At 68.5% G+C, this 11,866-nt stretch carries 11 protein-coding genes; 5 read left to right on the forward strand and 6 right to left on the reverse strand.

Going from position 1 to position 11,866, the window contains the following annotated elements; translation table 11 throughout:
• The 5 genes from B7495_RS04340 to B7495_RS04360 all read right to left on the reverse strand — a co-directional run bounded on the left by B7495_RS04340 (position 1) and on the right by B7495_RS04360 (position 4,873).
• A complete protein-coding gene (locus B7495_RS04340; RefSeq protein WP_088455492.1) occupies positions 1 to 915 on the reverse strand; it encodes an NAD-dependent epimerase/dehydratase family protein in 915 nt (304 codons plus the stop codon).
• A gap of 62 nt (positions 916 to 977) precedes the next feature.
• Positions 978 to 1,598, reverse strand: a complete 621-nt coding sequence (locus B7495_RS04345; RefSeq protein ID WP_134497251.1) for a hypothetical protein — start codon at positions 1,596 to 1,598, stop codon at positions 978 to 980.
• On the reverse strand, positions 1,595 to 2,734 hold the full coding sequence (locus B7495_RS04350; RefSeq protein ID WP_088455494.1) for a serine/threonine-protein kinase: 1,140 nt from the start codon (positions 2,732 to 2,734) through the stop codon (positions 1,595 to 1,597). The genes B7495_RS04345 and B7495_RS04350 overlap by 4 nt, the downstream gene beginning before the upstream one ends.
• A gap of 178 nt (positions 2,735 to 2,912) precedes the next feature.
• Positions 2,913 to 3,479 (reverse strand): hypothetical protein, encoded by a 567-nt coding sequence (locus tag B7495_RS04355; RefSeq protein WP_088455495.1) that lies wholly within the window; start codon positions 3,477 to 3,479, stop codon positions 2,913 to 2,915.
• The gene (locus B7495_RS04360) at positions 3,476 to 4,873 is read right to left on the reverse strand and encodes a serine/threonine-protein kinase (RefSeq protein ID WP_240632394.1); all 1,398 of its coding nucleotides are present in this window, start codon (positions 4,871 to 4,873) and stop codon (positions 3,476 to 3,478) included. The genes B7495_RS04355 and B7495_RS04360 overlap by 4 nt, the downstream gene beginning before the upstream one ends.
• A 69-nt stretch (positions 4,874 to 4,942) precedes the next feature.
• Here B7495_RS04360 and B7495_RS04365 point away from each other — a divergent pair, with 69 nt between their 5' ends.
• The 3 genes from B7495_RS04365 (at position 4,943) to B7495_RS04375 (ending at position 9,488) form a co-directional block, all read left to right on the forward strand.
• On the forward strand, positions 4,943 to 6,319 hold the full coding sequence (locus B7495_RS04365) for an RIP metalloprotease (protein ID WP_205748712.1): 1,377 nt from the start codon (positions 4,943 to 4,945) through the stop codon (positions 6,317 to 6,319).
• A 72-nt stretch (positions 6,320 to 6,391) separates the two neighbouring features.
• Positions 6,392 to 7,552, forward strand: coding sequence for a flavodoxin-dependent (E)-4-hydroxy-3-methylbut-2-enyl-diphosphate synthase (ispG, locus tag B7495_RS04370; protein ID WP_088455497.1), 1,161 nt, complete (start codon positions 6,392 to 6,394; stop codon positions 7,550 to 7,552).
• A gap of 166 nt (positions 7,553 to 7,718) precedes the next feature.
• Positions 7,719 to 9,488 carry a proline--tRNA ligase gene (locus tag B7495_RS04375; RefSeq protein ID WP_088455498.1) on the forward strand — a complete coding sequence of 590 codons (1,770 nt, stop codon included), beginning with the start codon at positions 7,719 to 7,721 and terminating at the stop codon, positions 9,486 to 9,488.
• 80 nt (positions 9,489 to 9,568) lie between these two features.
• On the opposite strand, the gene B7495_RS04380 is transcribed toward B7495_RS04375, so the two are convergent.
• Entirely contained in the window at positions 9,569 to 10,402 is an 834-nt protein-coding gene (locus B7495_RS04380) for a DUF1206 domain-containing protein (protein ID WP_088455499.1), read from the reverse strand.
• Positions 10,403 to 10,566: 164 nt separating this feature from the next.
• Between B7495_RS04380 and nusA the strand changes: the two genes are divergently transcribed.
• A complete protein-coding gene (gene nusA / locus B7495_RS04385; protein WP_088455500.1) occupies positions 10,567 to 11,577 on the forward strand; it encodes a transcription termination factor NusA in 1,011 nt (336 codons plus the stop codon).
• 8 nt (positions 11,578 to 11,585) lie between these two features.
• Positions 11,586 to 11,843, forward strand: a complete 258-nt coding sequence (locus B7495_RS04390; RefSeq protein ID WP_088455501.1) for a YlxR family protein — start codon at positions 11,586 to 11,588, stop codon at positions 11,841 to 11,843.
• The last annotated feature ends 23 nt before the right edge of the window (positions 11,844 to 11,866 follow it).

Consider the following 11,866-nt stretch of genomic DNA (forward strand, 5'->3'; position numbering starts at 1 on the left):
CTACCGGCGGTAGCTGTCGGCCACGGCGACCAGCGCCGCATCCCACGGCGTGGCCGCCACGCCGAGCACCCGCTCGGTCTCGGCGGAGTCGATCACGTACGGTACCTGGAACTGGTAGCTGGACTTGTACACCTCGCGCATCAACGGGCTGGGAATGCCGAGTGAGCGCAGTATCCAGGTGGGGTAGCCGGCCACGGTGCCGTGGCTGCCGTAGCGCGCATTCAGCTGCCCGGCGATGTCGGTGCGGCTGTGGGCGCCGCTCGGCACGTGCCAGAGACGACCCCACGTGCCGGTGTAGTCGGCTGCGGCGATCATCGTTGCGGCGATGTCCGGTACGTAGCTCCAGCTGTGCACCAGATCGGGCCGGCCGACGACTCTGGCCGTCTTAGAGGCCAGGACCGCGCGGAAGAACGCCTGGCCCAAATGCGCGGTCCCGCTCACGCCGGCGCCGAAGTAATCGCTCGCGCGCACCTCCACGGCCCGGATCTCACCCCGCTCGTGCGCATCCCGCACCCGGTGCCAGCCGTCACGGCGAATCAGACCCTTCGATTCGGTCGTGGTCTCGGGGGAATGCTCGGTCATCGGCCCGGCCGGCGACCCGTAGGGGTAGAGGTTGCCCATCACCACCAGGTTGGCGTCCGAGACGGATGCTGCGGCGATCGCCGCTGCGAACACCGGCGGCCACCGGCGCGCCCAATCCGGGTACGGAGGATTGGTGCACAGAAAGATGGTCTGCATCCGCTCGGCCGCGAGGCAGAACGCGACGGGGTCCGACGCGTCGAGCACCCGGGCGATGGCGCCGGGAACTGCGGTGCCGGAGCGGGTGGCGACGGTGACGTCGTCGCCGCGGGCCACGAGCTGGCGGGCCAGTTCTCCGCCGATCCAGCCGGCTCCGACGATGAGGTGCTGGGGCATGGGAACCTCCGAGGAGAGTGGGCCGACGGGGACAGGCTACCGGTCGGATGCCCGGTTCTGCCTCAGCCGGCGCCCTGATCGCCCGTGCCGGGCTCGCCCGGTGTCCCACCGGAGTTGTCGGGCACAACGGGCTCGGTTGTGGGCTCTGGTTCGGGGGTCGGCTCCGGGTCGGGCGTTTCCGGTGGCGATGTCGGCTCGGCCGTCGGCACGGGTTCTGTCGGCGCCGGGCTGGGACTGCCCGTTGGCTCCGGGGTCGGCACGGGCGGCTGGGTGGCCGGGACCTCCGGCTCGGTGCTGGGCTCCGGCGTTTTGGTGGCAGGAGCCGGGGTGCTGGGAACGGTCGGTGTCGCGGGGGTCGCGGCCGTCAGCGCCGCGATCAGGTCAGCGTCGACGAGGGCGATGGCGGCGTTGATCCTCGCGGCCTGAGCCTCGGTGAGCCTGCCGTCTTCGACTGCAGCGGCCAGCGCGGCCTTCAGCCCGGCCACGGCGGACTGCGCGCCCGCATAGTCGCCGGTCGCGGCGGCTGCCGTCACCGAGAGCACGGCGGCCTGTAGCTGCGCTGTCGTGTCGGCCGGCACACCGGGCGTGCTGCTCGTGCACCCCACCAGGGTGCCCGCGACCACGAGACCGGCCGCCATACCGGCGCGGATGCGGCTGCCCAGCGTACTTCGGCGGTGGGTCACGGGTCGACGCTCTCTTGCAGTTGCTCGAGGTGGTCCCCGAGCTGACCGTCGACCGCCGGATACGCCGGCGGCTCCGGGGGCGGGTCCGCGCCGGGAACGACGAACAACACGGCCCCCGCGGTGAGCACAGCCACCAGCACTCCGCTGATGACGAGCGACCACCGGCGGGACGTGCGCGACCGGCGTGGCCGACGCGAGGGGGCCGTGGCCGGCGCCGCTCGCGGATGAAGCGTCGAGGTCGGAACGAAAGGTGCCACTTCACGCTGCAGCGTCGTTGGCAGGTCGAGCGGTCGGGTGGCGCTGTCCTCTTCTCGGACCCCCACAGCTGCCGGCTCGGGGCTGACCGAGGAAACCTCGACCGAAGGAGCGTCGACCGAGGGAACCAGGACGCGCAGCAGGCCGGCTGCCTCGGCGGGTCGCAGCCGATCCTCGGCCTCACGCGCCGTCATCCCGGTGAGCACCGCTCGCCACTCTGCGTCGACCCAGTCGGGAATCTCCGGTTGCCGTTGCAGCCGGGCCATGGCCGACTCGACAGCGGTGCCCGGGTAGCTGTGATTTCCGGTGAGGCACTCGAGCAGCACCAACCCCAACGAGTAGACGTCGGCGGCCGGGCCGACCGGCAGGCCGCCGGCCTGTTCCGGGCTGAGGTAGCCGGCCGTGCCCACCACAGCGCCCGTCTCGGTGCGGTGGGCGGCGTCGAACAGCCGGGCGATTCCGAAGTCGGCGAGCTTGGCGCGAACGACCCTGCCCGGAAAATCCGACGGTGCCAGCAGCACGTTCGCGGGCTTGATGTCACGGTGGGTGATGCCCAGTGCGCCCATGCAGTGCAGGGCCTCACAGAGGTCGGCACCCAGCCTCGCCACCTCGCCGGGATCCATCGGGCCCGCCAGCAGGTGACTACGCAAATCCGTGCCGTCGACGAATTCGGTCACGATGAACGACCGCGGGGCGCCGTCGATCACTTCGACTCCAGCGTCATACAGCGTGACGAGGGCGAAATGATTGAGGTGGGCCAGCACCGCCACCTCGTCGCGGTGCCGCGCGGATCCGGCAACGCCGGCGGCATCGAATCGCATCAGCTTCACGGCGACGGAGCGGCCCAGGGCCAGATCAGAGGCCTGGTAGACCACGGCCATCCCACCCGACCCGATCAATGTGTCGAGGCGGTATCGATTCGCGAGCGTGAGTCCGAGCACAGTATCGGTTCGCGTCGGTTCGCGAATCGGCTCGGTTGAAGTAGTCAGGCGGGCCTCCTGATGTCTGTTGGCAGCAATTCTTTGTCAATGCCCGCCGACAGTCAAGGCCGTCCAGCCCCTACTCGCAGTCGTCCTTCTTCTCGCAGGCTCCGGTTCCGGTTTTGTCGGTGCCGGGCGTTTCGGGTGTGGCCGGAGCCGGCGTTACAGAAGGCGTAGGCGTGTCGATGTCCTCGCTGTCGTCGCTGTCCTCCTCGTCGTTCTTTTTGTCCTTGTCTCTGTCCTTCTTGTCGTCGTCGTTGCCCTCGTCAGGCGTGCTGACAGGCTCTGGCGTCGGCGTCTCCACCGGCACCTCCACTGGGGTGCTCGCAGCGATCGAGGCCGCAAGGTCGGCCCCGACGAGGTCGATGGCAGTCTGGATCTCGGCGGCCCGGGCCGCGGTGACGGCATCTTCGGCCGACGCGGCGGTCAGGGCGGTCTGCACGGTGCCGAGCTCGGTCTGCGCAGTGAGGAAGTCTCCGGCGGCAGCGGCCGAGGTCACCTTGAGGACTCCGTCCTGCAGGTCGGCCGCCGCGGCGGGATCCAGCGCGGCGGTGGTGCCTGCGCAGCCGGTGAGCAGGCTGCCGGCGAGGCCCAGGCCGGCGACGGTCAGGACGAGCCGGGTGCGGATGGTCCGGGTGGCGGTCATGGGTTCACGCTCTCTTGCAGCTGCTGGAGGTGGGTGCCGAGGTCGCCGTCGACCGCGGGATACGTGGGTGCCTCCGGTGCCGGATCGCCCGGTTGCACCAGGAACACCAGCGCGATCACCGCGGCCAGCGCGACGAGCACCCCGATGATCAACGGTCGCCGGCCGACCTTGGGCTGACGACGGGTCGGCCGTTGGCCGGCGGCCGGCACGCTGGCCCCGGCCGGTTGGAACACCGCCGTGCGGTCCAGCGGTGCGGCCGCGTTCAAACGCTCGGTCTTCGCGGTGTGCTCCGCCATGCCTGCGGAGGGGAGCACCCGGGTGGGTTCGTCGCCGGTGGCCGCGGGCAGCCTCTCGGTGGCGGTCAGCGGTGCGGTCTGCAGGGGCGCCGCATTCATGGGTGCAGCGCCGGCCGCCATCAGCTCGGTTGAGTCGTCTGCCGATGCCGGGATTGCCGCGAGGGAGGACTCAGTCGACCCGGCCGGAACGAGTTCGCGCAGGCGCACCGCGGCATCCGCCGAGGTGAGACGGTCGGCCGGCTCGCGGGCGGTCATGCCGGCGAGCACGGCGCACCACTCGGCGCCGAGCTCCGCGGGGAGCTCCGGCTGGCGCTGCAGCCTGGCCATGGCCGATTCGATCGCTGTGCCCGGGTAGCTGCGGGTGGCGGTGAGGCTTTCGAGCAGAACCAGGCCGAGCGAGTACACGTCGCTGGGCGGCCCGATCGGCTGGCCCAGCGCCTGCTCCGGACTGAGGTAGCCGGCGGTGCCGAGCACCGAGCCGGTTCGGGTGAGGTGAGTGGCGTCGAAAAGCCGGGCGATGCCGAAGTCGGCCAGCTTGGCGTGCGAAACTCGGCCGGGAAAATCCGACGGGGCCAGCAGCACGTTGGCGGGCTTGATGTCGCGGTGGATGATGCCCTTCGCGTGCACGTAGTGCAGCGCCTCGGCCAGGTCGGCGCCCATCCGGGCCACCTCGGCGGGGGCCACAGCGCCCTGGTTGATGCGGCTGCGCAGGTCGGAACCATCGACGTATTCCATCACGATGAACGACCGGGTCACGCCGTCGACGTGTTCGGTGCCGGCATCGAACAGGGTCACCAGTGCGAAGTGGTTGAGGCTGGCGAGCACCATGACCTCGCCGCTCTGCCGCTGCGGGCCCGAATCGTCGGCGGTGTCCATTCTGAACAGCTTGAGCGCGACAGTGCGCCCCAGCGCCAGGTCGGCGGCTTCGTAAACGGTGGCCATGCCGCCGGTGCCGATCAGCCTGACCAGACGAAACCTGTCGGCGAGGACCAGCCCGATCAGGCTGTCTGACCGCGACGGATCACGAAGCGGTTCGGTCGGTGCAGACAGGGGGAGCCTCCGGGGCGGTGAATCGGGATGCTGGCGGGTGGGTGGCAAATCTTGCGGATAGCCTGCTGCCGGTCAACGGCCAGCCGACTTGCAGCAAGAGAAGGCTAATCTACCGATGTGGAAACCGTGCTGTTATATATCTTGGGCGTAGCCGTGGTCGTCGTGGGCCTTGCGCTGTCCATCGGCCTGCACGAGATCGGCCACCTGGTGCCGGCCAAGCTGTTCGGGGTCAAGGTCACCCAGTACATGATCGGCTTCGGGCCCACTCTGTGGTCCAAGCGTAAGGGCGAGACCGAGTACGGCGTCAAGGCGCTTCCCCTCGGCGGTTATATCTCGATGATCGGCATGTTCCCGCCCTCGAAGGACGGTGCCGCCCGACCCAACAGCACCGGTTTCTTCAACCAGCTGGTGCAGGAGGGTGAACCCGCCAAGAAGCCCGGCGCCTTGAGCACCATGGTCGACGACGCCCGTCAGGCCAGCGCGGAGACCATCGGTGAGGGCGAAGACCACCGCGCGTTCTACAAACTGCCGGTTTTCAAGCGCATCATCATCATGCTCGGCGGGCCCACCATGAACCTGCTCATCGCGGTGGTGCTCTTCGCCGTGCTGCTCATGGGCTTCGGCACCACCCAGTCCAGCACCACCGTCGGCAGTGTCAGCGCGTGCGTGCTGCCCGCCACCAGCGACCGGCAGACCTGCGCGGAGGGCGACGAGGTCGCACCCGGCGCCGCCGCCGGCCTCAAGCCCGGCGACCGCCTGGTGAGCATCGACGGCGCCGCAATCACCAGCTGGGACCAGTCCACCGAGATCATCCGCGCGTCATCGGGCACGCCCCTGCAGGTGATCGTCGACCGCGACGGTGCCGAGCAGACCCTGGTCATCACCCCGAAACTCACCGAACGCTACGTGACGGATGACGCCAATCAGATCGTCACCGACGCCAACGGCGACCCGCAGACCATTGATGTCGGCTTCGTCGGCATCGGCCCGGCCGGTGAACTCGTGCAGCAGCCCATCACGGCGGTGCTGCCCGCGGTCGGCGAGAACATCTCCGGTGTGTTCCACATGATCCTGAACCTGCCCCAGCGTCTGATCGACGTGGCCAACGCCGCGTTCGGGCCGGGGGAGCGGGACCCGAACGGCCCGATCAGCGTGGTGGGCGTCGGCCGGGTCGCCGGCGAGATCGCCAGCATTGACACCATCCCGTTCAACAGCAAGGCCGCGAGCCTGATCGGCCTGCTCGCCTCGCTCAATATCGCCCTGTTCGTCTTCAACCTGGTTCCGCTGATGCCGCTGGACGGCGGCCACGTCGCCGGAGCCCTGTGGGAAGGCATCCGCCGGTGGTTCGCCAAGCTGTTCAAACGCCGCGACCCGGGCCCCGTCGACACGGCCAAGCTGATGCCGCTGACCTTCGCCGTCGTGGTCGTGCTCGGCGGCATGAGCCTGCTGCTCATCTACGCCGACATCGTCAAGCCGATCAACCTGTTCGGCTGAGCCCACGCCACACCATCGGGGCGTTCGGGAAGGGTTCAGCTTCACGGGATCGCGCACGCGTAAGCTACATTCGTGGCCGCTATAAACCTGGGTACGCCCAAAGTCCCCGTAACTCTCGCTCCCCGACGTAAGTCCCGCCAGATCAAGGTCGGCAAGGTCCTCGTCGGCGGCGATGCGCAAGTCAGCGTGCAGTCGATGACCACGACTCCGACGACGAACATCAACGCGACCCTGCAGCAGATCGCCGAGCTCACCGCCTCCGGCTGTGACATCGTGCGCGTCGCCGTGCCGAGCCGCGACGACGCCGAGGCGCTGCCGATCATCGCCAAGAAGAGCCAGATCCCGGTGATCGCCGACATTCACTTCCAGCCGAGCTACGTGTACGCGGCCATCGACGCAGGCTGCGCGGCCGTGCGGGTGAACCCCGGCAACATCCGCAAGTTCGACGACCAGGTCGCCAAGATCGCCGCTGCCGCCAAGGCCGCGGACGTCTCCATCCGCATCGGCGTCAACGCCGGCTCGCTCGAGCCCAGCATCCTGCAGAAGTACGGCAAGGCCACCGCGGAGGCTCTCGTGGAGAGCGCCGTGTGGGAGGCCAGCCTGTTCGAGGAGCACGACTTCCACGACTTCAAGATCTCGGTTAAGCACAACGACCCTGTGGTCATGGTCAAGGCCTACCGCCTGCTCGCCGAGCGCGGCGACTGGCCGCTGCACCTCGGCGTCACCGAGGCCGGCCCGTCCTTCCAGGGCACCATCAAGAGCGCCACGGCATTCGGCATCCTGCTCGGCGAGGGCATCGGTGACACCATCCGGGTGTCCCTCAGCGCCCCGCCGGCCGAGGAGATCAAGGTGGGCCTGCAGATCCTGCAGTCGCTGAACCTGCGCGAACGCAAGCTCGAGATCGTCTCCTGCCCCAGCTGTGGTCGGGCTCAGGTGGATGTCTACAAGCTCGCCAACGACGTCACCGACGGCCTCGAGGGCATGACGGTGCCGCTGCGTGTGGCCGTGATGGGCTGCGTCGTGAACGGCCCCGGTGAGGCGCGCGACGCCGACCTCGGCGTGGCATCCGGAAACGGCAAGGGCCAGATCTTCGTGCGCGGCGAGGTCATCAAGACCGTGCCGGAGTCCGAGATCGTGCAGACCCTGATCGAGGAGGCCAACCGGATGGCCGCCGAGATGCCGCCCAGCGAAGACTCTCTCGGCGCCCCCGTGGTGACCGTCGGCTCCCGCTAGCCGCACCCGACCCCACCGCCCGCGCCGCAACTGTTGCCGAAGCGGACAATTGCGTCCGGCGTACCGGGTGCAGTTGTCCGCTCGGGCAACAGTTGCCCGTTTTCGAGGCCGGCCCGCGCCGACGGGTGGCCTGCTCGCGCCGTAAAGTAGGTGCGTGCCTATTCGTATGTCGAACTACTTCCTCCGAACCCTTCGCGAAGACCCCTCTGATGCCGAGGTCACCAGCCACCGCCTGCTTGTGCGGGCCGGCTACATCCGTCGTCAGGCGCCGGGCATTTTCGCCTGGCTGCCGCTGGGCCTGAAGGTCAAGGCGAAGATCGAGACCATCATCCGCGAGGAGATGGCCGCCGCCGGGGCCTTCGAGGTGCACTTCCCGGCCCTGTTGCCGCGCGAACCCTACGAGATCACCGGCCGCTGGGACGAGTACGGCGACGGCCTGTTCCGCCTGCAGGACCGCAAGGGCAGCGACCTGCTGCTGGCCCCCACCCACGAAGAGGTCTTCACCCTGATGGTGAAGGACCTCTACAACAGCTACAAGGACCTGCCCCTGTCGATCTTCCAGATCCAGGACAAGTACCGCGATGAGGCCCGCTCCCGCGGTGGCCTGCTGCGCGGCCGCGAGTTCACCATGAAGGACGCCTACTCCTTCGACCACACCGACGCCGGCCTCGAGACCAGCTACCAGGCTCAGCGCGACGCCTACGAGCGCATCTTCACCCGCCTCGGCCTCGAATACGTCGTGGTGCAGGCAGATGCCGGCGCCATGGGCGGTTCCAAGAGCGAAGAGTTCCTGCACCCCACCCCGGTGGGTGAAGACACCTTCGTGCGCTCGGCCGGCGGTTACGCGGCCAACGTCGAGGCGTTCCGCACCCTGGCACCCGAGCCGATCGACTTCGCCGGCTTCCCCGCCGCGCAGGTGCACGACACCCCGGACACCCCCACCATCCAGACCCTCGTCGATTCGGCCAACGCCAACCAGCCGCGCCCGGATGGCCGCGACTGGACCGCTGCGGACACCCTCAAGAACGTTGTGCTCGCCCTCGTGCAGCCCGATGGCAGCCGCGAGATCGTGGTCATCGGCCTGCCCGGCGACCGTGAGGTCGACCTCAAGCGCGTGGAGGTGGCCTTCGCCCCCGCCGAGGTCGAGGCCGCCAACGACGGCGACTTCGCCAAGCTCGACAAGGTCGCCGGCCGCCCCGGCCTGGTCAAGGGCTACATCGGCCCGTGGACTGCCGCCGGCGCGATGCTGGGCGCTGAATCGGCCACCGGCATCCGCTACCTCGTCGACCCGCGCATCGTCGACGGCACCGAGTGGATCACCGGCGCCAACGAGGCCGGCCGCCACGTATTCGGCCTCGTCGCCGGCCGTGACTTCATCGCGGACGGCACCGTCGAGGCCGCGGACGTGCGCGCCGGCGACCCGGCCCCCGACGGCTCCGGCCCGGTGGAGTTGGCCCGCGGCATGGAGATCGGCCACGTGTTCCAGCTCGGCCGCAAGTACGCCGAGTCGCTGGGGCTCAAGGTGCTCGACGAGAACGGCAAGCTCGTCACCGTCACGATGGGTTCATACGGCATCGGCGTCACCCGCGCCCTCGCCGTGATCGCCGAACTCAACAACGACGCGAAGGGCCTGATCTGGCCCGAGGCGGTGGCACCGTTCGACGTGCACGTGATCGCCACCGGCCGCGACGAGATCGTCTTCGAGACCAGCGAGGCCGTGACCGCCATGGTCGAAGCATCCGGTCGCGACGTGCTCTACGACGACCGCCGCAAGGTGTCGCCCGGGGTCAAGTTCGGCGATGCCGAGCTGATCGGCATCCCCACCATCGTGATCGTGGGCCGCGGCGCGGCCGACGGCATCGTGGAGCTGTGGGACCGCCGCTCGGGCGAGCGCACCCAGGTGGCCGTTACGGAGCTGGCCGCCCACTTCGCCTAACCCGCAATCGCGAAAGCGGTCATCCGGTTGCCTCAGCGACGCTGAAGCAACCGGATGACCGCTTTCGCGCGCCGGTGTGGTTAGAGTCGGGCGAAGCGGGCCCTGAAGAAGCAGTAGATGCCGTATGCGATCAGGCCCAGGCCGACCAGCACCAGGATGGCCACCCCGAACGGCAGGGCGGCGAGCGAGCGCAGCGCCCCGTCCAGGCCGGTCGACTGGCTCGGGTCGACCGTGAAGCCTGCCACGATCACCAGGATGCCCACAACACCCACGGCGATGCCCTTGGCGATGTACCCGGCCACGCCGAGGCCCACCGTCACAGTGCCCAGGGTGCCGGCGGGCACGGCGAGGTCCTCGGTGAACTTCTTCGCAACACCCTTGTAGACGAAGTATCCGCCGATCACCAGAATCGCGAGCCCGGCAATCATGAGCAGCACCGGCCCGCCGGGCAGGGCGAGCACGGATGCGCTGGCCGACGCCGTGCTCCCCGATGAGTCCGCCGACCCCGTCAGTGCCACGGTCAGGGCCGTGCCGGCCACGAACAGGTACGCCACACCCTTGCCGATCTCCTTAAGCCGGTGCGCCCAGACCTTCTTCGGATCGGTGCCCGGCACCAGGAAAGCCTGCAGAACCTGCCAGAGGCCCAGCGCCGTCAGGCCGACGACGATGATCCAGATGACGAAGACACCGCCGGGGGACTGGGCGAGTTGGCCCAGGGCGCCGGACTGATCGGCGCTCTCACCGCCGGCACCGACAGCCAGCCCGATCGCGATGGCGCCGATCAGGCCATGCAGCAGGCCGTTGACCGCATAGCCGGCCTTGGCCAGGGTCTTCAGGTGCGGGTTGTTACCGGCGCTCTGCGCGGCATGACCGGCCGAATTGGCGGCGGACTCTGCATTGGATCGAGTAATCATCGGGATAGCGTAACCGCGCAGGCTGCTGCGCGCACCAGAGCGCCTCGGTGAGTCCTTGCGGGTACCACCCGGGCGGGTGACGGGCGCGCTGGGATTCCGGTACCGTAGGGAGAAGCCCGCTGCGCGGTTTCGCGGCGGCAAGATCTGAATAGAGGAGGCCGGCCATGGACATCGACCTCAGCGTGTTGCGGCTGATGGAGCGCGAGAAAGAGATTCCCTTCGAGGAACTCGTGCAGATCATCGAGCAAGCAATTCTGACGGCCTACCTCAAGCACACCCACCAGGGTGAGCCGCTGAAGCAGGCTGCGGAAGAAGAACCCGGAGCTCGCGTCGTACTCGACCGCAAGTCCGGTCACGTCGACATTTACATTCCTGAGCACGACGAAGAGGGCAACATCATCGGCGAGGCCGTTGACAACCCCGACGACTTCGGTCGCATTGCCGCATTCGCGGCCAAGCAGGTCATCAATCAGCGTCTGCGCGACATCGCGGATGACGCGGTGCTCGGCGAATTCAAGGGCCGCGAAGGCGAGATCGTCGCCGGCGTGATCCAGCAGGGCCCCAACCCCCGCATGATCCACGTCGACCTCGGCACCATCGAGGCGATCCTTCCCCCCGAGGAGCAGGTGCCCGGCGAAAGCTACGTGCACGGTTCGCGCATCCGGGTGTATGTCACGGCCGTCGGCCGCGGCATGAAGGGCCCGCAGATCACCGTCTCGCGCACCCACCCGTCGCTCGTGCGTCGGCTGTTCGCGCTGGAGGTCCCCGAGATCGCCAGCGGTGTCGTGGAGATCGTGTCGCTGGCCCGCGAAGCCGGCCACCGTACCAAGATCGCCGTGCGCGCCACCGAGCCCGGTGTCAACGCCAAGGGTGCCTGCATCGGCGAGCTCGGCCAGCGCGTGCGCGCGGTGACGTCGGAGCTCAACAACGAGAAGATCGACATCGTCGACTACTCGCCGGACCTGGCCACCTTCGTGGCCAGCGCGCTGTCGCCCGCCAAGGTCACCAGCGCTTACGTCATCGACGAGTCGATCAAAGCAGTTCGGGCCCTCGTGCCCGACTACCAGCTGTCGCTCGCGATCGGCAAGGAGGGTCAGAACGCCCGCCTCGCCGCCAAACTGACCGGCGCAAAAATCGACATCCAGCCGGACAGCATTCTGGAGGACGACGAATAGGGGGTACGATGGATCCCGTTAGAACGTGCATTGGATGCCGTTCCCGCGCCTCACGCTCCTCACTTCTGAGGATCGTCGCCCAGAATTCGGACCTGGTGGTTGATGAAACCGCCACCCTCCCTGGGCGAGGCGCGTGGATTCATCCCACCATCGCGTGCTTCCAGGAGGCCGTGAGGCGGCGCGCTTTCGGGCGTGCTCTTCGAGTGACCAGCCCCCTGGACGCAAAACAACTAGAGAACAGGCTGACTTGGCTAATGGATAACTAATGAGCGGCTCGAAATGAGAACCG

It is taken from the genome of Cryobacterium sp. LW097 (genome assembly GCF_002205495.2).
GTDB lineage: Bacteria > Actinomycetota > Actinomycetes > Actinomycetales > Microbacteriaceae > Cryobacterium > Cryobacterium zongtaii.

Coding starts and splice junctions, on each gene's coding strand:
- B7495_RS04340 (WP_088455492.1), bottom strand. CDS start 915: ATGCCCCAGCACCTCATCGTCGGAGCCGGCTGGATCGGCGGAGAACTG.
- B7495_RS04350 (WP_088455494.1), bottom strand. CDS start 2,734: ATGGCCGTGGTCTACCAGGCCTCTGATCTGGCCCTGGGCCGCTCCGTC.
- B7495_RS04355 (WP_088455495.1), bottom strand. CDS start 3,479: ATGACCGCCACCCGGACCATCCGCACCCGGCTCGTCCTGACCGTCGCC.
- B7495_RS04375 (WP_088455498.1), top strand. CDS start 7,719: ATGTCGAACTACTTCCTCCGAACCCTTCGCGAAGACCCCTCTGATGCC.
- B7495_RS04380 (WP_088455499.1), bottom strand. CDS start 10,402: ATGATTACTCGATCCAATGCAGAGTCCGCCGCCAATTCGGCCGGTCAT.
- nusA (WP_088455500.1), top strand. CDS start 10,567: ATGGACATCGACCTCAGCGTGTTGCGGCTGATGGAGCGCGAGAAAGAG.
- B7495_RS04390 (WP_088455501.1), top strand. CDS start 11,586: ATGGATCCCGTTAGAACGTGCATTGGATGCCGTTCCCGCGCCTCACGC.